This is a genomic window from Halomonas lysinitropha (genome assembly GCF_902500215.1).
Lineage (GTDB): Bacteria > Pseudomonadota > Gammaproteobacteria > Pseudomonadales > Halomonadaceae > Halomonas > Halomonas lysinitropha.
Map to the genome: position 1 here is coordinate 26,405 of NZ_CABVOU010000027.1, position 22,024 is coordinate 48,428.

Below are 22,024 nucleotides of genomic sequence, written 5' to 3' on the forward strand. Positions count from 1 at the left end.
GAATCCCCTTGTGGCATCATGGTCTCAAAGGGCAACCGTCGAGAGGGAAGGTCATGAGTGAGGAGCGAGCCACGCGTCGGGCCGGGCTGGCCATGATGCTGCTGTTCTGGGTGTTCTTCCTGGCAGGCGGGGCCTGGTGGTTCAACGGTTACCTGGCGGCGCAGCGCAACCCCAATGCGCACCTCGCCAATGTCACGGTGGGTGAGGGCGAGCCGGTAGTGCTGGAGCGCAATCGCGCCGGTCACTTCGTGGCCACCGGGCGCATCAATGACCAGTCGGTGGAGTTTCTGGTCGATACTGGCGCCACCTATGTCGCGGTCCCGGCCGAGATGGCCGAGCAACTGGGGCTCGAGAGCACCGGCAGCGCCTGGTTCAACACTGCCAACGGCCGGGTGCGCGGCGAGCTGACGCGACTCGACGAGGTGAGCCTGGGCGGCTTCTCTGCCCGGGAGGTTCGCGGTTCCATCAGCCCGGGCCTCGGCGGCGAAACGGCCTTGCTGGGCATGAGCTTCCTCGGCCGCTTTGATATCGAGATTCGTGATTCGCGTATGATCCTGCACCCTCCGCAACGCGACTGAGGTACTGATGGCGAAGCCGAAACGGGGTCGATGCGCCGACGAGCCCAAGCAGATTCCCGTAACCGGGTGGCTGGATATCGCCTGGCGCGTCAAGAAGCAGATCACCGAAGACCTCGTCGCCATGATGGCCGCCGGTATCGCCTTCAATGCCATGCTGGCGCTCTTTCCAACGATCGCCGCGATCATCTCGATATGGGCGCTGGTGATGGATCCCCAGGACCTGGCGAGCCGGATCGTGGAACTCAGCCGCTATCTGCCTCCCGATACCTCCAGCTTGATCAACGACCAGGCACGCAAGATAGGCGAGAGTACCAGCACCGGCCTCAGCTTGACGGCGCTGGGTAGCGTGGTGGTGGCCATGTTCATCGCCTCCAAGGGTGTGCTGTGGATGGTGGTAGGCCTGAATGTGGTGTACGGCGAGGAGGACAGCCGGGGATCGCTGCGTCGTGGCGGGATCGTTGCGTCGCTGACGCTGGGGTTGATTCTGGTCCTGCTGCTTGCCATTGCCTTCGTTGCCTTCTTTCCGTTGGCCATCGGCATGCTGGGTCTCGATACCCTGCTGGTCACGATCATCGTGTGGCTGCGCTGGCCGGTGCTGCTGCTGGTGATGATGCTGGTCATCGCCGTCTTCTATCGCTTCGGGCCCGATAGGCGACCGCCGCGCTGGAAGTGGATCAGCGCCGGTTCTGTCGTGGCAACGCTACTTTGGCTGATCGGTTCTGCCGGACTGTCGTTCTACTTCGGCAGCGTGATCAATCCGAGTGACATCTATGGCTCCCTGGGGGCGGTGGTGGTGCTGATGCTATGGTTCTGGCTCTCGGCCTTCATCGTGTTGCTGGGCGCAGAGCTGAATGCGGAAATGGAGCGTCAGACCTATCGCGATACCACCGTCGGTGTCTCTCGCTCACCGGGGGAGCGCGACGCCTTCGCGGCCGACACCCTGGGCAGCAAGTGGCCGTGGCGACGCATCGGCCGTAAACGTAGCGCCGCCTATGAAGACGACACCGATCAAGGAGAAACCCGATGACGTTGACCGATCGGCTGGGCATCGTCACCCGCCTGATACGCGAACTGGGGCCGATCAGCGAGGTGGCGCCGGCCTTTCCCCTGGCCACAGCAGCCATCGCCCCCCTGCGGGCCGCCGCCGAGGCGCGTGGGCTCGATGATTTCTCGCCGCTGTGGGCCGGACAGAACGCCAGCCATTGCCGCGAGGTCTCCGCCGGCGAGGTGGTGCGCGAGCTGGCCCAAGGTCTGCCGCGGTGACGGCGCCTCGTCGGCCCTGATAGCATGGATGCATGAACAGTATTTCTGCCGCCGCCCCGGTCACCGCCTCCCTGGACGACCCGCGCTACTATCTGACCAACTTCCGCTTCGTGCTGGCGTGGGTCGTCGAGCGCCACGGTGACCTGCTGGACGCGGCCGAGCACGGCTTCCTGGCGGATTTCGCCGCCCTACCCGAGGAATCCCAGGCGCTGCTGGTGCGCATGGTGATGCGCAAGGGCGAGCACTTTCGCACTTCGCGCCTGCGCTATCCCGAGATCGGCGACGCCGAAACCGCGCTGGCGCCGCTGGTCGAGGCGGGCCTGGTCGAGTCTGCCCCGGTACTCGACCTCGAAGAGCTCTTCCGTCAGCTGCGCCTTGCCGAGCTGCGCCGCGCCCTGGCCGACGAGATCGATGTCGCGGGGCTGCCCGCCGCCACCGGCAAGGCCGTGCTGTTCGATGCGCTGGCACCTCAGCTTATCGAGTCTCGCCCCCTTGCCGGCTGGTGGCCTGCAGCGCCGGACCGGGTCGTGCGCCTCGCCGTGATGGGGACCTGCGACCGGCTGCGGCTGATGTTCTTCGGCAACCTGCGCCAGGACTGGGCCGAGTTCGTGCTCACCGAGCTCGGCCTGCAGCGCTTCGAGCGGGTGGCGATCACCCCCGACTCCCGGGCCTTTCGACGGCGCACGGAGGTGAATGCCTACCTGGCCCTGCACCGCCTGCGTGAGCGGCTCGACGCCGGGGAGGCGGTGTCGGTATTGCAGGCCGAGCTGCCCGCGCCGCTGGCCGACAACGCCTGGCTGGCGGCACGCCATCGGCGGCTCTGCGTGGCGCTGGGGCGCCAGGCGGAGCGGGAGGGGGAGGGCGAGCCGGCCCTTGCCCTCTATGCCCAGGCCGGCTGGCCGGACACGGGCCATAACGGCAGCGTCGAGGCGCGCATCCGCCAGCTGCGCCTGCTGGAGCGCCGCGGGGAGAACGCCGCGGCCCTGGCCCTGGCCGAGCCCCTGGTCGAGGCGCCGGCCAGCGAGGAGGAGGCCCAGGCGCTGGGACGGCTGGTGCCGCGGCTGCGTCGCCGGCTGTGGCTTGCCCCGCTGACCTTCCCGCGAGAGCCGGCGCCTCGGCAATGGACCCTGACCCTGCCGCCCGGCCCGGTGGAGGCCGCGGTGTGCGACCACCTGCACGATGACGCGGCACCGGTGCACTACGTGGAGAACAGCCTGCTCACTGGGCTCTTCGGCCTGCTCTGCTGGGAGGCGCTCTTCGCGCCGCTGCCCGGTGCCTTCTTCCACCCTTTTCACCACGGCCCGGCGGACCTCTACCGCGAGGACTTCGTGGCCCGCCGCCGCGACCGCTTCGATGCCTGCCTGGCCCGGCTCGAGACCGGCGAGTATGGCCAGGCGATCCGCGCTAGCTGGCGGGAGAAGCAGGGGCTGGCCTCACCCTTCGTGCACTGGGGAGCCCTCGGCGAGGGGCTGCTCGAGCGGGCGCTGGCCTGCCTGCCGGCCGACCACCTGCATGCCTGCTTCGAGCGGCTGCTCGGCGACCTCAAGGCCAACCGGGCCGGCCTGCCGGATCTGATCCAGTTCCTTCCCGAGGTCCCGGAAGGCGAGCCACGCTACCGGCTGATCGAGGTGAAGGGACCGGGCGACCGGCTCCAGGACAACCAGCGGCGTTGGCTGGCCTTCTTCCATGCCCATGACATGCCCGTCGTGGTCTGCCATGTGCGTTGGGGGATGGACGGCGAATGAGCGAGGTGGCGTGCTATCGGGTCGCGGTGCGCACGCTGTGCGACTTCACCGCCCGGGAGGGGGACCTGGACCATCGCTTCACCCCCGCCCCCAGTGCCCGCGAAGGCATCGAGGGTCATGCTTTGGTGGCGAGGCGACGTGGCGAGGCCTATGAGGCCGAGCTGCCGCTCTCCGCCTGCTTCGAGGGCCTCAGCGTGAGCGGCCGTGCCGACGGCTTCGACCCGGCGACCAACCGGCTGGAAGAGATCAAGACCCATCGCGGCCATCTGGATCGCATGGCCGACAACCAGCGGGCCCTGCACTGGGCCCAGGTCAGCGTCTACGGCGCGCTGCTGTGTGCCGAGCGACACCTCGACTCGTTGACCCTGGCGCTGGTCTACCTGGACATCACCACCGGCCGCGAGACCGTGCTGACCCGCGAGGCAAGCGCCACCGAACTGCAGGCCTTCTTCGCGATCCAGTGCCGGCGCTTCCTGGCCTGGGCGGCGCAGGAGGCCCGGCATCGCGCGCGGCGCGATGCCGCCCTCGGCGAGCTCGCCTTTCCCCACGACGCCTTCCGTCCCGGCCAGCGCGACCTGGCGGAGAGCGTCTACAAGGCGGCGAGCACTGGCCGCTGCCTGCTGGTCCAGGCCCCCACCGGGATCGGCAAGACCCTCGCTACTCTCTTCCCGTTGCTAAAGGCCATGCCCCGCCAGGGGCTCGATCGCGTGGCCTTCCTGACCATGAAGACGCCGGGGCGCCGGCTGGCGCTGGATGCCCTGGCCGTCCTCAGCGCCGGGGCGGAGTACTCCGGGAGCCCGGATGCCATGCCCCGACCGCTGCGGGTGCTGGAGCTCACCGCCCGGGACAAGGCCTGCGAGTATCCCGACCGGGCCTGCCACGGCGAGGCCTGCCCGCTGGCGGCGGGCTTCTACGACCGGCTGCCGGCGGCGCGACAGGCAGCCGTGGCGAGTGGCTGGCTGGACCGCGAGGCGCTGCGCGAGGTGGCCCTCGAGCATGGCGTCTGCCCCTACTACCTGGGGCAGGAGCTGGCGCACTGGTGTGATGTGGTCGTCGGCGACGTCAACCACTGGTTCGATGCCAACGCCCTGCTGCATGGTCTCGCCCGGGCCAATGGCTGGCGCCTGGGCCTGCTGGTGGATGAGGCCCACAACCTGGTGGAACGCGCCCGGGGCATGTACAGCGCCGAGCTGGACCAGCGCCGACTCGCCCGCTTGCGTCGCGAGGCCCCCGGAGCCCTGATGCGTCCCCTGGGACGCCTGGCACGACAGTGGCAGACACTGGTCAAGGAGGCGGGGATGAACGAGGCCGGGGATTCGTCCCGGCCGGCCTACCGGGTTCTCGACGGCCTGCCCGACGGGATGGTGGCGGTTCTTCAGGAAGTCGCCAGTGCCATCACCGAGTACCTGGGTGAACATCCCGACCAGGCCTCCCTCACGCTCCAGGAACTGCTCTTCGAGGCGCTGGCCTTCACCCGCCTGGCGGAGTCCTTCGGCGAGCATTCGCTGTGCGACCTGGCCCGGCACGGCCGTGGCCGGGCCGTGCTGGGGCTGCGCAACCTGGTGCCGGCGGACTTCCTCGCTCCCCGCTTCGAGGCGGCCCACGCGGCCGTGCTCTTCTCGGCGACCCTGAGTCCCGCCCACTACCATCGGGACCTGCTGGGCCTGCCGGCCACCACGGTGTGGCGAGAAGTCACCTCGCCGTTCGCCGCCGAGCAGCTCGAAGTGCGAATCCGCGCCGACATCTCTACCCGGCTACGCGACCGGGAGGCGTCGCTCGCGCCTATCGTCGCCGAACTGGCCGGGCAATATCGACGTCGTCCGGGCCACTATCTGGCCTTCTTCAGCAGTTTCGCCTATCTGGAGGCGGCTCGAACACGGCTGCAGGAAGCCCACCCGGAAATTCCCGTGCGCGCCCAGACCCGAGGCATGCGCGAGGAGGCCCGCGATGCCTTCCTGGCCGGTTTCACCCCGGGCGGGCAGGGAATCGGCTTCGCGGTGCTGGGCGGAGCCTTCGCCGAGGGCATCGACCTGCCCGGCGAGCGGCTGATCGGTGCCTTCATCGCCACCCTGGGGCTGCCACCCTTCGACGACTTCAACGAGGCGCTCAGGATGCGGCTGGCGTCCCGCTTCGGCCGTGGCGACGACTACGCCTACCAAATTCCCGGACTGATCAAGGTGGTGCAGGCGGCGGGCCGGGTGATCCGCGGCCCCCATGACGAGGGCACCGTGGTGCTGATGGACGACCGCTTCGCGCGCCATGAGGTGCGGGCCCGGCTGCCGGGGTGGTGGGCACTCGACTAAAGCTACCTCATCGCTGCCAGCGCGGAATCTCCTCGACCCGTGTGGCGATGTCCTCGTCCGCCTCGTAGAGCGCCTCGAGTTCCCGGGCGGCTTCATGGATGGTCTGGATCTGCTGCTTCTCGTTGCCGAACACCTCGAGCTGGCGCAGTAGCGCCTGCTCGTCGTGGGGGCGGAAGGTATCGATGGTGTGCTGTGCCTGCTCCCGGGGGATGCCCAGGCCGATGAGGGCGTCCCGGGTCAGTTCGAGGCTGGCGGGCAGCAGTTCACGCACGATATGGGTGATCCCGGCGCGCATCAGCAGGTGGGCATGGTGACGATTGCGCGCGCGGGCATAGAGCTGAAGATGGGGGAACTGGCGCCTCACCTGGCCAACGATACGCATCGAGGCCTCGGGATCACCCACCGCGACCACCAGCACCCGGGCCCGGTCGGCACCGGCGGCCTTGAGCAGGTCGATGCGCGAGGCATCTCCGAAGTAGACCTGGTTGCCATAGCGGCGCACTACCTCGACCTGGTCGGCGTTGATGTCGAGCACCGTGTAGGGGATCTTCAGCCCCTGCAGGGCGCGCCCCATGATCTGCCCGAAACGGCCGAACCCGGCGATGATGATCTGTGGGGCATCGTCGGGCAGGGTGTCGTAGGCGCGCTTCGTCCGGCGGCGGGCGAAAAGCCGGCGAATACCGTGGACATGCAGTTGGAAGAGCAGCGGCGTGGTCGCCATGGAGAGCGAGATCACCAGAATCAGCAGGCTGACCAGTGATTGGTTCAGCAGGGCAGCGGTGGCCGCCGCAGAAAGCAGCACGAAGCCGAACTCGCCGCCCTGGGAGAGCAGCACCCCCAGGTTGAGCCCGTCCTTCCAGCCTGTCCCGTGGACCCTGGCGGCGACCAGCATGGCCAGCGCCTTGAGCAGTACCAGCCCAAGGGTCAGGCCGAGCACGACCAGCGGCTTCTCGGCGATCAGGCGGATATCGGCCGTCATGCCCACGGCCATGAAGAACAACCCCAGCAGCAGCCCGCGGAACGGCTCGATATCGGCTTCGATATTGTGGCGGTACTTGGAGTCGGCCAGCAGCACACCGGCAATGAAGGCCCCCAGGGCCATGGAGAGCCCGGCCAGTTCCATCAGCAGCGCGGCGCCGATCACCACCAACAGCACGGTGCCGGCGAATACCTCGCGGCTGCGGGTGGCCGCAGCATAGTGAAATAGTGGCCGTAGCAGGTAGCGGCCGCCGATAATCAGGCCGAGAAAGGCGCCGACGGCAATCAGCACCCCCTCGAGCAAGGGCATGACACCATCGGCCAGCAGGGCGTCGGCGGCCAGCATGGGAATGATGGCGAGCACCGGAATCGCCGCCAGGTCCTGGAACAGCAGCAGGGCGAAGGCATTGCGGCCGTGGCGGGTCTGCAGTTCCTTGCGCTCGCCGAGTAGCTGCAGTACCAGGGGAGTAGAGCAGAGCCCGAGGCTGAAGCCCACGACCAGCGCGGCGGCGGGGGAGAGGCCCAGCCACCAGGCGGCCAGCGAGAGCAGGGTCGTGGTGACCGCGACCTGCAGGCTGCCGAAGCCGAACACCGCCTTGCGCATCACCCGCAGGCGCGAGGGCTTGAGTTCCAGGCCGATCACGAACAGCAGGAAGACGATGCCGACCTGGGAGAACTGAAGGACCGCCTCGGCGTCGGCCACCAGAGCCAGGGTCGAGGGGCCGATGACCACGCCCGCGGCCAGATAGCCCAGCACCTCACCCAGTCCCAGGCGCTTGAAGATCGGCACGATCAGTACCGCTGCCGCGAGGAAGATCAGCGCATTGAGCAGCAGGTCGATGGCCAAGGGGGCTCCTTGCGAATGGCGGTGAGGGGCCCCATTCTACTCGAAGGAGGCTGTATCGTGACCATGCAAGCGTCGGGCCAGGTCAGCAGGCTCGGCATCGAGAGGCTCTGTCCCAAAGGCCATGTCAGAAGGAGAGCGTCATGCGGCTCAATGCCGATTTCAGTCGCCGTGCGGTAGTCACCCCCGACCAGTACCGCTGGATGGAATCCCCGACGCCGGGAGTGGAGCGGATGATGCTGGACCGGGTGGGCGACGAGGTAGCTCGAGCCACTTCTCTGGTGCGCTATACCCCCGGCAGTACCTTCCCCACCCATGAGCACGGCGGGGGCGAGGAGATCCTGGTGCTGGAGGGCGAGTTCGCCGACGAGTATGGCCGTTATCCCGCGGGCCACTACCTGCGCAACCCCATCGGCACCGCCCATGCCCCGCGAGTGGGCGAGCAGGGGGCGCTGATCTTCGTCAAGCTGCACCAGTTCTCGTCGGACGACACCGAACAGAAGGTCATCGACACCCGCGCCGGCGGTTGGCGTCCCGGCCTCGTCGACGGGCTCGAGGTGCTGCCCCTTCACGACTTCGAGGGCGAGCATGTGGCGCTGGTGCACTGGGCACCGAATACGCGCTTTCAGCCCCATGCCCACTGGGGCGGCGAGGAGATCCTGGTCCTCGAGGGCACCTTCCACGACGAGCATGGGGCCTATCCCGCCGGCAGCTGGCTGCGCAGTCCCCATCGCAGCCAGCACACGCCCTTCACCCAGGAGGATGGCGCGCTGATCTACGTCAAGGTCGGGCACCTGCTGCCAGAGTGAACGGCGGTCATGTTTGGCAGACCGGGATGTCTAGCCTGCTGGCTGGGATGCCTTCCCCGCAAGTCGCTCGAGTATATTCACGCCGATGAATCCGCTTAGCGCGCCGGTCAGGAAGGCGCCGGCCTCGGTGGCGACCACGGCCATCGGTAGCGCGAGATAGCCGACGCCGAGCACGCCGGCGACATAGGCAATCAGGGCCACGATGACACCCTCGAGCAGGCGCAGCGGGACCAGCGACTTGCGCGCTCCCTTGACGAAGCGGCGGCTGAAACCGCCCAGGGCACCGCCGATCAGGGCGGCAGTGATCGGTCCCCAGGGAAAGCGCTGCTCGATGGTCGCCTCACCGCTCAGGCTGCCGGCGACGGCGTTGACGGTGAGGGGTGCCAGGCCGGAGGAGCGCAGGTCGAACGAGGCCATGGAGTGATCCGGTTCGATCCGCAGTTCGCCGGCGTCCGGCGTCGCGGGTCCGTCGATGGTCAGGGCGACCCGGGTAGGGCGAGTGACGACCAGCGGCTCACCGTGGGGCGCTACCTGCTCGACATTGATGGTCATTCTGGCCAGCCCGAACCCCACCATGCTGGTCGATTCCGGACGGACCTCCAGACGGGGAAGCGCCTCGAGTTCCAGATTGACGTCCGAGAGGGTGGACCTGACCTCCAGGGTGGGGGTCGGCGTCAAGGGTATGAAGTCGAGCACCAGGGACTTCTCGTTGGCCAGGCCGGGCGCCTCTATCAACAGCGGGGGCAGTGTCTCCGATGTGGTGAGGCCGCGGAGCCGAACTCTGATTTCGATGGGGCGTTCGAGCTCCTGGCCAGGAACGAAATGCTCATCCGACGGATGAACGCCGAAGCTGAGTTCGGTGTGGTAGGTGTCGCTCAGGGGGTTCCAGGCGGCGGGTATCGGGCTCGCCTCCGCGGTGAGACGTAGCCAGGTGGCAGGCCTTGGAGGCAGTGGTGGTAGCGGTCTTATACCGAGCTCCCGGGGCACGATGACGTCGGCGGACTCGCGGGTAGAGGGTAGAAAAAGCCCGCCCGGCAGCACCTGCCGTGCCTCCGTGCTGAGGCGACGGGTCTCGACCTCTTCGCTCTTGACCACGAAGGGAGCCTGTTGCGACGGGACGGCAAGGCTGATCCTGCCCGACTCCTGTCGGGGCGCCACCTCGTCGGCGATATCCCGTCCCTCGAGGTCCTGGACCTTTAGGTCATCCACGCTTCGGTCCCAGTCGAAGGAAATACGCTCGACGGCTTGGGACGGCGACGCTGCCTCGCCGCTGGGGGGTGGCGGCTGAGCCTCCGCTCCCGCTGCCGCGGCAAGGCCGATGGCGACGATGAGGGAGCTCCAGAAGCGGTTGGCATATTGGTGCATGACGACTTTCGCCAGTCGGGCTGCTGCTACCCAGTATAGCCGAGTCCGGGTACTGGCGATGCCGGCTTCACGGATTATCGCGGGGCTCCCCGCGGTCGCATTTGACGCACTCGAGGGCGAGGCCGAGTCGCGAATGCCGCCCGGCCTCGGTGGTCACCCAGGGACGCTCGGCCCAGGGCGGCTGATGGCGGACATGCTGGTTATGGCCGCAGGCGAGTTCCGCGACCCAATGGTCCTCCTCGTCGCGGTGATAGCCGATGATGGGCTGCTGCATGGAAGGCTATCGCCGCGGGGGAGCCTTGTAATGGCCGGGTACCGTTACCCGCTCACCGTTGGGCAGATCGCGGACATGGGCCGGTACGAAGACCCGTGTGATCACGCTTCTGGCCTTGCGCTCTTTCATGGGTAGGTCCTCCGTTTCATCCCGGGACGTCAATCCCACCGTAGCGTTCGCGTCTACCGGGAATCAATCCCGGCCCGTTGCCCCGTCCAGCATGTCGCTCTCGCCTTGTATTCCCCGGGGCCAGCGGCCCCGGAGATGGCTCAGTGGCGCCTCGGCCCGACAGCGGGACGCGCGCTGCCCCCGGGCAGCCGGGTAAAGCGCACCGGCGGGCTGTACTTCTCGCCGGCGGGAGCGCGCTCGGGGGCCGGTCGGACCCGCCAGCCCCGCGAGGTCGCCCACTCCTTGAGTTCCCGGTAGTCGAGCAGCGGATAGTCCCGGGAGTAGGGGTTGGGAGCCGTTGACGGGAAGGCGAAGGCCACATGGGGGTAGCGGGCCAGGGCGTCTTCGCTGTCATGGGCGCTGAGCGCTCGGTCCAGGGCGGACTGCCACGCCCGGGATTCGCGACGTGCTTCGGTTTGGGTTGCTTGCATCAGATTGCCCTCCGTTTTTTGTTCCTTTTGACGGGCCATGAGAACGCCCCGCCTGGCATGGCCGGGCAGAGCATCATCAGGATATTGGTTCAATCCCAGCTCAGGGCGCCGCCCACCTGGTACTCGGTGACGCGAGTCTCGAAGAAGTTCTTCTCCTTGCGCAGGTCGATGATCTCGCTCATCCACGGGAAGGGGTTCTGCGCGCCGGGGAACTGCTCCTTCAGGCCGATCTGCGCCAGGCGGCGGTTGCAGATGAAGTGCAGGTACTCCTCCATGATCGCCGCGTTCATGCCCAGCACGCCGCGGGGCATGGTGTCCCGGGCATAGGCGATCTCCAGCTCGGTGCCCTCGAGGATCATCTGGGTGACTTCGTCCTGGAACTCGGCCGTCCAGAGGTGTGGGTTCTCGATCTTGATCTGGTTGATCATGTCCACGCCGAAGTTCAGGTGCATGGACTCGTCGCGCAGAATGTACTGGAACTGCTCGGCCACGCCGGTCATCTTGTTGCGCCGGCCCATGGAGAGGATCTGGCTGAAGCCGCAGTAGAAGAAGATGCCCTCGGTGACGCAGTAGAAGGCGATCAGGTTACGCAGGAGCTCCTGGTCGGTTTCCGGGGTGCCGGTGTTGAAGTCCGGACGCGCCAGCGACTGGGTATGCTTGAGGCTCCAGGCGGACTTGGCGGCCACCGAGGGGACCTCGCGGTACATGTTGAAGACCTCGCCCTCGTCCATGCCCAGCGACTCCACGCAGTACTGGTAGGCGTGGGTGTGGATCGCCTCCTCGAAGGCCTGGCGCAGCAGGTACTGGCGGCACTCGGGGTTGGTGATCAGCCGGTAGAGCGCCAGCACCAGGTTGTTGGCCACCAGCGAGTCCGCCGTGGAGAAGTAGCCCAGGCTGCGCTCGACGATGCGCCGCTCGTCTGCGGTAAGGCCCTCGGCGCTCTTCCACAGCGCGATGTCGGCGTTCATGTTCACTTCCTGGGGCATCCAGTGGTTGGCGCTGCCGTCCAGGTACTTCTGCCAGGCCCACTCGTACTTGAAGGGCACCAGCTGGTTGAGGTCGGCGCGGGCATTGATCATCTGCTTGTCGTCGACCTCGATGCGCGCCGCGCCCATCTCCAGCTCCTCGAGACCGGCGGCCACATCGAGCTCCTCCAGTGATGCTCTGGCGCGCGCCAGGCGATCCTCCTCGATGGCCCGATAGCTGCCGCGGCGCTCGGCGACGGTCGCGGAGTCGACCTGGGGCTCGGCCGCTGGCTGCGGAGCGGGCGCCGGCTTGGGTTGCTCGGCGACGGTGGTCTCGTCTTCGTGGAACTCGTCCCAGTTCAGCATGTTTTCTCTCCAGGTATCGATCCGGATGAATCGTAGGAGCCCACTCAAGGCTGGAGGCACCTGCCGGTGCCGATCGCGCAGTGAACTGCGCTCCTACACGGTGTCGTCAACAGGCTGGAAGCAACGGGGTTACTTCTAGCTTACGGCTTATAGCTTCCAGCTCTTACTGGCAGGCCTCGCAGCCCAGCTCGTCGATCTCGCCGGCACTCGGTGCGCGCTGGCCGCCCTTGCCCTGCAGGAAGTCCTCGACGCCGCGCGGCTCCCGACGGGGTGGCTCGGCGGCCGGTCCAGGGCTTGTCGAGGCAGTTGGTGTGCCATTGCTCACGGCATTGAGGGTGCCGCGGTCGACGGTGGACTTCTCCACCGAGGTGGCGCCCAGGGCGCGCAGGTAGTAGGTGGTCTTGAGGCCGCGGAACCAGGCCATGCGGTAGGTCACGTCGAGCTTCTTGCCGGAGACCCCCTTGATGTAGAGGTTCAGCGACTGGGCCTGGTCGATCCATTTCTGGCGGCGTGCGGCGGCCTCCACCAGCCACTTGGGCTCCACCTCGAAGGCGGTGGCGTACTTGGCCTTGAGGTCGTCCGGTATGCGATCGATGGGCTGGGCCGAGCCGTCGTAGTACTTGAGGTCGTTGATCATCACCTCGTCCCAGAGCCCGCGGGCCTTGAGGTCGTTGACCATGGGTGCGTTGACCACCGTGAACTCGCCCGAGAGGTTCGATTTCACGTAGAGGTTCTGATAGGTCGGCTCGATGGACTGGGTCACGCCACAGATGTTAGAGATGGTGGCGGTCGGGGCAATCGCCATCACGTTGGAGTTGCGCATGCCCTGGCCGGCGATCTTGTCGCGCAGTCGGTCCCAGTCCTGGGTGGCGCTCTCGTCGAGCTCGATGTATTTCTCGCCGCGCTCGGTCTTGAGCTTCTGGATGGAGTCGATGGGCAGGATACCCTGGCTCCACAGTGAGCCCTCGAAACTCCGGTAGGGGCCACGCTCAGCGGCCAGGTCAGAGGAGGCCTCGATGGCGTGGTAGCTGACCAGCTCCATGGAGCGGTCGGCGAACTCGACGGCCGCGTCACTGGCGTAGGCGATGTCCCGGGCGTAGAGCGCGTCCTGAAAGCCCATGATACCGAGTCCCACCGGGCGGTGCTTGGCGTTGGAGTGGCTCGCCTGGGGCACCGCGTAATAGTTGATGTCGATGACGTTGTCGAGCATGCGCACGGCGGTATGCACGGTCTTCCGCAGCTTCTCGCCATCGAGTCTGCCGTCGACCACGTGCTGGGCCAGGTTGACCGAGCCCAGGTTGCATACCGCGATCTCGTCGGCCGAGGTGTTGAGGGTGATCTCGGTACAGAGGTTGGAGGAGTGCACCACGCCGGCATGCTGCTGGGGGCTGCGCAGGTTGCACGGGTCCTTGAAGGTGATCCAGGGGTGGCCGGTCTCGAACAGCATCGAGAGCATCCTGCGCCACATGTCCTTGGCGCGGACCCGCTTGTAGAGCTTGAGCTCTCCCGTGCGGGTCATTGCCTCGTACTCCTCGTAGCGCTGCTCGAAGGCCGCGCCGTAGAGGTCGTGGAGGTCCGGGCAGGTGGCGGGGGAGAAGAGCGTCCACTCGCCGCCATCGAAGACCCGCTTCATGAACAGGTCGGGCACCCAGTTGGCGGTGTTCATGTCGTGGGTACGCCGGCGGTCGTCGCCGGTGTTCTTGCGCAGCTCCAGGAACTCCTCGATGTCCAGGTGCCAGGTCTCGAGATAGGCGCAGACCGCTCCCTTGCGCTTGCCGCCCTGGTTGACCGCCACGGCGGTATCGTTGACCACCTTGAGGAAGGGGACGACGCCCTGGGACTTGCCGTTGGTGCCCTTGATCCAGGAGCCGAGTGCGCGGACGGGGGTCCAGTCGTTGCCCAGGCCGCCGGCCCACTTGGAGAGCAGGGCGTTGTCGCGGATGGCGCTGTAGATGCCGTCGAGTTCGTCGGGCACGGTGGTCAGGTAGCAGCTGGAGAGCTGGCTGCGCACGGTGCCGGCGTTGAACAGGGTCGGCGTGGAGGCCATGTAGTCGAAGCTCGAGAGCAGCTCGTAGAACTCGATGGCCCGCGCCTCGCGGTCGTCCTCGCCCAGCGCCAGGCCCATGGCGACCCGCATGAACATCACCTGGGGCAGCTCGTAGCGCACCTCGTCGCGATGGATGAAGTAGCGGTCGTAGAGGGTCTGGAGCCCCAGGTAGGTGAAGGCGTTGTCGCGATGGTGGTCCAGCGCCTCACCCAGACGGTCGAGGTCGAACTCGGCAAGCCGAGGGTCGAGCTGTTCGAACGCGATGCCCTTGGCGATATAGGCCTTGAAGGCCGGCGCGTAGAGATCGGCCATCTCCCGGTAGGTGGCCTCGTCGACGATGCCCAGGAAGGAGAGCGCCTCGCGGCGCAGGTTGTCCTGCAGCAGCCGGGCGGTGACGTAGGTGTAGTCGGGATCCTTCTCCACCAGGGTGCGGGCGGTCATCATCAGCGCCTGGGAGACGCCGTCCACGGTGACCCCGTCGTAGAGGTTCTTCAGCGAGTCGTCGACGATCTTCTGGGCATCGACGTTGGCCAGCCCCTCGCAGGCATCCGACACCAGGGTCTCGATGCGGCCCAGGTCCAGCGGACGCGTGCTGCCGTCGGCAAGGGTCACGTTGAGGCTGGGATGCGGCTTGACGATGTCACCGCCGGCCGCGGCGCGCGCCCGGGCGTGCGCCTCGCGGTAGAGCACGTAGGCCCGGGCGACCCGCTGCTCGCCGGCGCGCATCAGTGCCAGCTCGACCTGGTCCTGGATGTCCTCGATGTGCAGGGTGCCGCCGTCGGGCATGCGGCGCAGGAAGGCCTGCTCGATGCTCTCGGTGGACTGGCGGACGAAGTCGCGTACCCGCGATGACGTGGCGGCGTTGTCACCCTCCACGCCGATGAAGGCCTTGCTCATGGCGACGGCGATCTTGTCGGCATCGAAGGCCACGACATCGCCGTTGCGCTTGATGACGCGCAGGGCCTTGGGTGCGGTGACGGTAACGGACGGCTCGTCCGGTGTGGCAATGGTATCCATGGCGCCGGGGGTCCCTGACTGGTGAGTCGAATGGTCGAAGGCCGCCTCGCGGGCGACGGTTGACAGGCATGGTACCGGTTGTTAAGGCACATGATGTAGTGTTCCTGTCGGGTCGAGATACAAGATAGTGTGCATTTCGGCCCCCATCAAGTGGATAACCTGTGGATCGGCTGTGGCCATCCGGGGGGCAGAATGGAGTCCCTTGCCAGGCCCCGTCGTTGGGCCCCGGAGACATCGCCTATCGCCATGTCGAGACGGGAAGGCGGAATGGCGGATTTCGGGTATCCTTTAGCCATTGGCGTGGGCTCCCGACAGCGGGAGCCCCGCGACCGCTCACCTGCCCGCCAGGATGGAACAGAGGATGGACGACAGCTTGCAAGCCCAGGAACAGGATCATGTGCTGATCATCGAGGATGACGAGCGGCTGGCCGGCCTGACCCGCGACTACCTGGAGGCCAACGGCTTCCGGGTCACGGTGGAAGCCGACGGCGCCCGCGGTGTCGAGCGGATTCTCTCCCTGCAGCCGGACCTGGTGATCCTCGACCTGATGCTGCCTGGCGAGGATGGCCTGTCGATCTGCCGCCGGGTGCGCAGCGAGTATCCCGGCCCGATCATGATGCTCACCGCTCGCACCGATGACATGGACCAGGTGCTGGGCCTGGAAATGGGCGCCGATGACTATGTGCCCAAGCCGGTGCAGCCGCGGGTGCTGCTGGCGCGCATGCGCGCCCTGCTGCGGCGCGCCGAGCCGGCCGAGGCCGGCGGGGAGACGCGCCTGACCTTCGCCGACCTGGTGATCGACAACGCTACCCGGGAGGCCTGGCTGGACGGCAAACGCATCGATCTCACCAGTGCCGAGTTCGACCTGCTCTGGCTGCTGGCCAGCAATGCCGGCCGGGTACTGACCCGCGAGGAGATCTTCGACCGCCTGCGTGGCATCAAGTACGACGGTCAGGATCGCTCCATCGACGTGCGTGTCTCGCGCATTCGTCCCAAGATCGGTGACGATCCCAACCAGCCGCACCGCATCAAGACGGTACGCAGCAAGGGCTACCTCTTCGTCAGGGATGGCTGAGCCATGCGTCGGACCCTGGCCGACAGCACCTTCCTGCGCGTCTATGTCCTGCTGGCGCTGGCGCTGTTGTTGACCCTTGGCCTGGCGCTGCTGGGGCTGGCCATGGTCGATCAGGTGCGTCGCGAGCACTATCGCGAGCAGCTGGTCGAGACCCCCATGCGGGTGCTGACCGCCTGGGTCGATTCACTGCCCGAGCCAAGGCGGGAGGTGTGGCTGGCGAGCCGCGCCGAGCAGCTCGACATGTCCCTGCGGCTGATGTCGGTCGATGCCCTCTCCCTGAACTACTTTGCTCGATCGCGCCTTGCTCGTGGTCGCGTGCTGGTCATGCCCCGGGGCGAGCATGGCTGGCGCCTGCGACGCCTGCTGTCCGGGGGCGAGCAGCTGCTGGAGGTCGACGTGGCGAGCCTCAGCGAGCAGCAACTGCGCGGGCTCACCGAGCTGCTTGCCGAATGGCTCGCCCAGGTGCCGGGCGACGCGCGCCAGGCCCAGCTGGAGCGTGTCGCCGGTGATGTCATCCCCCTGAGGCTGAGCGATAGCCCGCCCGAGGGGCTGGATAGCCGCCAGTTGACTCGCCTGACCGAGGGGGAGGTGGTGATCCGGCTGCTGCCCGGGCGCTGGTCCATGGCCATGTACCGCCTGTTACCCGGCAGCGACCCGCAGACGCGTTGGCTGGCCATCGGGCCGGTGAAAGCCTTCGAGCCGCTGCCGGTCTCGCTGCAATTGTTGCTCCTGGTGCTGCTGCTCGGCGTGCTGGCAGCGATCATCTACCTGATCGTGCGCGGGGTGGAGGCCCGCATGGCGCGGCTGGAGCTGGCGGCGACCCGCATCGCCGGCGGACGCCTTGACACTCGCGTCAAGGTCGAGAGCGGCGACTTCCTGGGACGCCTGGGGATGGCCTTCAACGGCATGGCCGCCCAGGTGCAGTCGCTGCTGCGGGCGCAGCAGGACATGATCCGCGCCGTCTCCCACGAGCTGCGCACCCCGGTGGCGCGCATCCGCTTCGCGGTGCAGATGGTCGAGGACATGACCGATGACCCGGCGATCCGGCGGCAGCTGGAGGGGGTCGATGGTGACATCACCGAGCTTGACGAGCTGATCGACGAGATCCTCACCTATGCCCGACTGGGCAGCGAGACGGCCAATGGCGCCGAGCTCGAGACCTCGCTGGTCGACTGCCGCGCCATGGCCGAGCGGGTCATCGAGTCGCTTCAGCCGCTGCATCGCGACATCCGCATCGAACTGGACGAGGGACCGGAGGTGGAGGTCCAGGCGGAGCCCCGCTACCTGCAGCGAGCGCTGCAGAACCTGGTGGCCAATGCCTGTCGCCATGCCCGTGGCCGGGTCATTATCCACCTGCAGAGCGAACCCCGGCTGGTGCGCCTGGACGTGGAGGACGATGGTCCCGGCATTCCCGCGGCGGCGCGCAGTGAGGTCTTCAAGCCCTTCGCCCGCCTGGATGACAGCCGCACGCGTCGCTCCGGCGGCTACGGGCTGGGGCTTTCCATCGTGCAGAAGGTCATGGCCTGGCACGGCGGCAGCGTGATGGTGGATGCCAGCGCCACACTGGGCGGGGCGCGCTTCACCCTGTTGTTGCCGCGGCGCCACGCTACACTGGCCTGATCCCTTCCAGCACCGCGAAGGAGGTCTCCCGGGCAGTGCGCAGGAAGTCTTCCATCCAGGGCGCGCCGCGGGTCTCCTCGCGGATGGCCGCGAACAGCGTGCTCCATACTCCCTTCTCGCCCAGGGCCACGGCCTTGACGTAGTCGCGTTCCAGATACTCGGTCAGCGCCCAGTTGGGCAAGGCGCAGACGCCGCGTCCGCTGGCCACCAGCTGCATCATCATGATCGTCAGCTCGGCGGTACGCACTTCCTGCGGTCGCACCCCGGCGGGGTCGAGAAACTGAGTGAAGACGTCCAGCCGGGAGTGCTCCACCGGATAGGTGATCAGGGTCTCCTCGGCCAGTTCTTCGGGGGTGACGAAGGGGCGACTCGCCAGAGGATGCTGGCGGGCCACGGCCAGCAGCCCCTCATAGCGGAACAGCGGCTCGTAGTGGAGGCCGGGCAGCGGCTGGGGGTCGGCGGTGATCACCAGGTCGAGCTGTTCACGGGCCAGCGCCGGCAAGGGGTCGAAGTGGTGGCCGCCGGGGATGTCGATCTCCACCTCCGGCCAGTGGTCACGGAAATGGTCGATGGTGGGCATCAGCCACTGGAAGCAGCTGTGGCATTCGATGGCCATATGCAGCCGCCCCTGCTCGTTGCCGGCCAGCCTGGCCAGGTCGCGCTCGGCCATGCGCACCAGCGGCAGGACCTGCTCCGCCAGGGTCAGCAGGCGCTCCCCGGCCCGGGTGAACTCCACCGGTTTCGACTTACGCAGGAACAGCGGGCTGCCCAGGCGTTCCTCCAGGTCCTTGATCTGGTGGGAGAGGGCCGACTGGGTCAGGTGCACGCGTTCGGCGGCCTCTACCAGGGAGCCGGCATCGCGCAGGGCGACCAGGGTGCGCAGGTGACGGAGTTCGAGCATTCGAGTGAGCCTGATTCATCTTCAAGATTAGTAAGTTTAGTTTGATTCACATCCGCTGGCCAGCGAGACTTCCCGGCATCATTCATGCAAAAAGGACGTCATCATGACGCTGGCTCATGTCATCGGCTATCCGCGCATCGGCGCGGATCGTGAACTGAAGCGTGCCACCGAGGCCTACTGGCAGGGCGACATCGACCGCGAGGCCCTGGAGGCCACCGGACGCGCCCAGCGCCTGGCGAACTGGGCGGTCCAGCGTGAGGCCGGGCTCGACCTGGTGACGGTGGGGGACTTCGCCTTCTACGATCAGGTGCTCGATGTCTCGGTGCTGCTGGGAGCGGTGCCGGAACGCTTCGGGGCCGAGGCGGAGGTGACACGCGGCGAGGTGTCGCTGGACACCGCCTTCCGCATGGCGCGAGGGCGGGCCCCCAGCGGCGAGCCGGCCGCGGCCTGCGAGATGACCAAGTACTTCGATACCAACTATCACTATCTGGTCCCGGAGCTGCACGCCGGCCAGACCTTTCGTCTGGCCAGCAGCCGCCTCTTCGACCAGGTGGACGAGGCCCGGACCGCCGGCCACCCGGTCAAGGTGGCCCTGACCGGTCCCTTGACCTGGCTGTGGCTGGGCAAGGGGCGCGGCGAGGCTCGCGAGGGCTTCGATCGGCTGGCGCTGCTCGACGGTATCCTCGATGTCTATACCGAGGTGCTGGAACGTCTGGCCGGGCAGGGCGTCGAGTGGGTCCAGCTCGACGAACCGGCCCTGGTGCAGGACCTGCCCCTCGCCTGGCGGCAGGCCTTCGAGCGTGCCTACCATCGGCTGCAGACGGCCCCGGTCAAGCTGCTGCTGGCGAGCCCCTTCGGTGGCCTGGGCGACAACCTTTCCCTGGCGGTGGGCCTGCCGGTGGATGGCCTGCACATCGACATGGTGCGCGCTCCGGCACAGCTGGAGTCGGTGCTGGATCGCCTGCTGCCCCACAAGGTGCTCTCGGTGGGCGCCATCGACGGGCGCAACGTCTGGCGGGCCGATCTGGCCCTGCTGCGAGAGTGCCTGGCCACGGCGCGCATGCGCCTGGGTGAGCGGCTGTGGATCGCCACCAGCTGCTCGCTGCTGCACGTGCCGGTGGACCTGGCCGCCGAAACCACGCTGGATGTCGAGCTCAGGAGCTGGCTGGCCTTCGCCCGACAGAAGCTCGACGAGACGGCCACCCTGGCGCGCCTGCTGGATGGCCGTGCCAGCGCCGCCGACCGTGATCGCGTGGAGGCCGCGAGCCGGGCCCTGCAGTCGCGTCGCGAGGCCCCGCGCCTGCATCGCCCCGAGGTGGCCGAGCGGCTGGCCGGAATCACGGAAACCGATACCCGGCGGCGGTCTCCCTTTGCCGAGCGCGCCCTGGCCCAGCAGCGCCACCTTGCGCTGCCTCTGTTCCCCACCACCACGATCGGCTCCTTCCCCCAGACGTCGGAAATCCGCGCCGACCGTCGCGCCTTCAAGGCCGGCGAGCTCTCGCGTGAGGGCTATGAGGCGCGGATGCGCCAGGAGATCGCCCGGGTGGTGGCCCGGCAGGAGGCGCTGGGCATTGACATGCCGGTGCATGGCGAGCCCGAGCGCAACGACATGGTCGAGTACTTCGGCGAGCAGCTCGACGGCTACGCCTTCACGCGCTTTGGCTGGGTGCAGAGCTACGGGACGCGCTGCGTCAAGCCGCCGATCCTCTTCGGCGACGTGGTGCGCCCGGCGGCCATGACGGTGCGCTGGAGCGAATATGCCCAGTCGCTCACCGAGCGGCCGATGAAGGGGATGCTCACGGGACCGGTCACCCTGCTGCAGTGGTCCTTCGTGCGCGACGACCAGCCCCGCGAGACCACCTGCCGGCAGATCGCCCTGGCGCTGCGCGACGAGGTCCTCGACCTCGAGGCGGCGGGCATCCGCGCCATTCAGATCGACGAGCCGGCGCTGCGCGAGGGGCTGCCGCTACGCCGCGCCGAGTGGCAGGGCTACCTCGACTGGGCGGTCGAGAGCTTCCGCCTGGCCGCCTCGGGGGTGCGCGACGAGACCCAGATCCATACCCACATGTGCTATGCGGAGTTCAACGACATCATCGAGTCGATTGCCGCCCTGGACGCCGATGTGATCACCATCGAGACCTCGCGCTCGGCGATGGAACTGCTCGACGCCTTCCACGACTTCGCCTACCCCAACGCCATCGGGCCGGGGGTCTACGACATCCACTCGCCCAACATTCCCGAGGTGGCCTGGATGGTGGCGTTGATGGAGAAGGCCGCCGAGCGCATCCCGGTCGAGCGGCTCTGGGTGAACCCGGATTGCGGCCTCAAGACTCGCGGCTGGGCCGAGGTGGAGCCGGCCCTGGCCCACATGGTCGAGTCGGCGCGGGAGCTGAGGCGTCGCCATGGCTGATGCCCAGCGTTGAGCCCGAAGCCGGCGCACGAGGACGAAGTGGCTGGTATGCTGCGGCCTCAGGGAACATCGCCGACACGCAAGGAGCCGCCATGTCCCGTCATACCGTTTCCGCCGCCCGCCCCCTCGTCCTGCTGGGGGCGGCCCTGTGGCTTGCCGGCTGCGCCGCCACCCCCGACGGCGCGGCGACACGCCCCGAGGTCAGCGATCGCGGGGCCTCCCGCGAGGATGCGGCCCCCGAGGCATCGCCCACCGCGCCGCTGATGCCCTCGCTCTTCTTCCCCGGCGAGGCCAGAGCACTGACTGCCTGGCGCTGCACGCCGGCCCAGGACCTGGTCACTGCAGCGACCGAGGAGGAGCTGAGGCTCTGGTCCGCCCATGGGGCCTACCGGTTGCCGCCGGCGGTAGTGGCCAGCGGTGCCCGCTACCAGCAGGGCGAGCTCAGCTTCTGGAACAAGGGCGACGAGGCGGTGGTAGAGAGCGACAGCGGGCGGCTCGACTGCACCCGCGACCTGAGCCAGGAGGTGCTCACCCGTCGTCAGCGGCCAGGCACCATGTTCCACGCCCGCGGCAATGAGCCGGGCTGGGTGGTCAACCTGGCCAGCGACCGGCCCGAGGCGACCCTGGTGCTGGACTACGGCGAGCGTGAGCTGACCCTGCCCTACCGGGTAACGACCCTGGATAACGACGAGGGGCGCATGATCCTGGCCAGCGGTCGGGCGGATACGCCCTTCCGGCTGCGCCTCGAGGCGCGGGCCTGCTTCGACAGCATGAGCGGTCAGCCCTTTCCGGCACGGGTCACCCTGAGCATTGACGGCGAGCAGTATCGGGGCTGCGGTCAGGGTATCGCGCCCTGACGGGATGC

The 22,024-nt window shown here is 67.7% G+C and carries 18 protein-coding genes; 10 read left to right on the forward strand and 8 right to left on the reverse strand.

The window, feature by feature from the left end; translation table 11 throughout:
• The first annotated feature begins 53 nt into the window (after window positions 1-53).
• The 5 genes from HALO32_RS04650 to HALO32_RS04670 are packed head-to-tail and all read left to right on the forward strand — an operon-like array spanning window position 54 to window position 5,889.
• The gene (locus HALO32_RS04650) at window positions 54-578 is read left to right on the forward strand and encodes a retropepsin-like aspartic protease family protein (protein WP_151442621.1); all 525 of its coding nucleotides are present in this window, start codon (window positions 54-56) and stop codon (window positions 576-578) included.
• A gap of 7 nt (window positions 579-585) precedes the next feature.
• On the forward strand, window positions 586-1,605 hold the full coding sequence (locus HALO32_RS04655; RefSeq protein ID WP_151442622.1) for a YihY/virulence factor BrkB family protein: 1,020 nt from the start codon (window positions 586-588) through the stop codon (window positions 1,603-1,605).
• A complete protein-coding gene (locus HALO32_RS04660) occupies window positions 1,602-1,841 on the forward strand; it encodes a nitronate monooxygenase family protein (RefSeq protein ID WP_225809749.1) in 240 nt (79 codons plus the stop codon). Before HALO32_RS04655 ends, HALO32_RS04660 begins: the two co-directional genes overlap by 4 nt.
• Before the next feature lie 32 nt (window positions 1,842-1,873).
• A complete protein-coding gene (locus HALO32_RS04665; RefSeq protein WP_151442623.1) occupies window positions 1,874-3,586 on the forward strand; it encodes a VRR-NUC domain-containing protein in 1,713 nt (570 codons plus the stop codon).
• Window positions 3,583-5,889, forward strand: coding sequence for an ATP-dependent DNA helicase (locus tag HALO32_RS04670; RefSeq protein WP_151442624.1), 2,307 nt, complete (start codon window positions 3,583-3,585; stop codon window positions 5,887-5,889). The genes HALO32_RS04665 and HALO32_RS04670 overlap by 4 nt, the downstream gene beginning before the upstream one ends.
• A gap of 7 nt (window positions 5,890-5,896) precedes the next feature.
• On the opposite strand, the gene HALO32_RS04675 is transcribed toward HALO32_RS04670, so the two are convergent.
• Window positions 5,897-7,714, reverse strand: a complete 1,818-nt coding sequence (locus HALO32_RS04675) for a monovalent cation:proton antiporter-2 (CPA2) family protein (protein WP_151442625.1) — start codon at window positions 7,712-7,714, stop codon at window positions 5,897-5,899.
• 140 nt (window positions 7,715-7,854) lie between these two features.
• On the opposite strand from HALO32_RS04675, the gene HALO32_RS04680 reads away from it, so the two are divergent.
• On the forward strand, window positions 7,855-8,520 hold the full coding sequence (locus HALO32_RS04680) for a cupin domain-containing protein (RefSeq protein WP_151442626.1): 666 nt from the start codon (window positions 7,855-7,857) through the stop codon (window positions 8,518-8,520).
• A gap of 30 nt (window positions 8,521-8,550) precedes the next feature.
• On the opposite strand, the gene HALO32_RS04685 is transcribed toward HALO32_RS04680, so the two are convergent.
• From HALO32_RS04685 to HALO32_RS04705, 6 genes are all read right to left on the reverse strand, one after another.
• On the reverse strand, window positions 8,551-9,885 hold the full coding sequence (locus HALO32_RS04685; RefSeq protein ID WP_151442627.1) for a TIGR04086 family membrane protein: 1,335 nt from the start codon (window positions 9,883-9,885) through the stop codon (window positions 8,551-8,553).
• A gap of 67 nt (window positions 9,886-9,952) precedes the next feature.
• The gene (locus HALO32_RS04690) at window positions 9,953-10,159 is read right to left on the reverse strand and encodes a DUF3565 domain-containing protein (RefSeq protein WP_151442628.1); all 207 of its coding nucleotides are present in this window, start codon (window positions 10,157-10,159) and stop codon (window positions 9,953-9,955) included.
• A gap of 6 nt (window positions 10,160-10,165) precedes the next feature.
• A complete protein-coding gene (locus tag HALO32_RS18215; protein WP_267902489.1) occupies window positions 10,166-10,288 on the reverse strand; it encodes a hypothetical protein in 123 nt (40 codons plus the stop codon).
• Between the two features lie 140 nt (window positions 10,289-10,428).
• The gene (locus HALO32_RS04695; RefSeq protein ID WP_151442629.1) at window positions 10,429-10,758 is read right to left on the reverse strand and encodes a hypothetical protein; all 330 of its coding nucleotides are present in this window, start codon (window positions 10,756-10,758) and stop codon (window positions 10,429-10,431) included.
• An 89-nt stretch (window positions 10,759-10,847) separates the two neighbouring features.
• On the reverse strand, window positions 10,848-12,089 hold the full coding sequence (locus HALO32_RS04700; protein ID WP_151442630.1) for a ribonucleotide-diphosphate reductase subunit beta: 1,242 nt from the start codon (window positions 12,087-12,089) through the stop codon (window positions 10,848-10,850).
• A gap of 163 nt (window positions 12,090-12,252) precedes the next feature.
• Window positions 12,253-15,153: a ribonucleoside-diphosphate reductase subunit alpha gene (locus tag HALO32_RS04705; RefSeq protein ID WP_151442631.1), complete on the reverse strand. Its 2,901-nt coding sequence runs from the start codon at window positions 15,151-15,153 to the stop codon at window positions 12,253-12,255.
• 361 nt (window positions 15,154-15,514) lie between these two features.
• On the opposite strand from HALO32_RS04705, the gene HALO32_RS04710 reads away from it, so the two are divergent.
• On the forward strand, window positions 15,515-16,228 hold the full coding sequence (locus HALO32_RS04710) for a winged helix-turn-helix domain-containing protein (RefSeq protein WP_151442632.1): 714 nt from the start codon (window positions 15,515-15,517) through the stop codon (window positions 16,226-16,228).
• A gap of 3 nt (window positions 16,229-16,231) precedes the next feature.
• Window positions 16,232-17,848, forward strand: a complete 1,617-nt coding sequence (locus tag HALO32_RS04715) for an ATP-binding protein (protein ID WP_151442633.1) — start codon at window positions 16,232-16,234, stop codon at window positions 17,846-17,848.
• Here HALO32_RS04715 and HALO32_RS04720 read toward each other — a convergent pair.
• Window positions 17,835-18,749 carry a LysR family transcriptional regulator gene (locus HALO32_RS04720; RefSeq protein WP_151442634.1) on the reverse strand — a complete coding sequence of 305 codons (915 nt, stop codon included), beginning with the start codon at window positions 18,747-18,749 and terminating at the stop codon, window positions 17,835-17,837. The two genes, HALO32_RS04715 and HALO32_RS04720, sit on opposite strands and share 14 nt — an antisense overlap.
• A 103-nt stretch (window positions 18,750-18,852) precedes the next feature.
• On the opposite strand from HALO32_RS04720, the gene metE reads away from it, so the two are divergent.
• Together metE and HALO32_RS04730 are read left to right on the forward strand one after the other, a co-directional pair.
• Window positions 18,853-21,159 carry a 5-methyltetrahydropteroyltriglutamate--homocysteine S-methyltransferase gene (gene metE / locus HALO32_RS04725; RefSeq protein WP_151442635.1) on the forward strand — a complete coding sequence of 769 codons (2,307 nt, stop codon included), beginning with the start codon at window positions 18,853-18,855 and terminating at the stop codon, window positions 21,157-21,159.
• A 92-nt stretch (window positions 21,160-21,251) separates the two neighbouring features.
• Window positions 21,252-22,016, forward strand: coding sequence for a COG3650 family protein (locus tag HALO32_RS04730; RefSeq protein ID WP_151442636.1), 765 nt, complete (start codon window positions 21,252-21,254; stop codon window positions 22,014-22,016).
• Window positions 22,017-22,024: the final 8 nt, after the last annotated feature.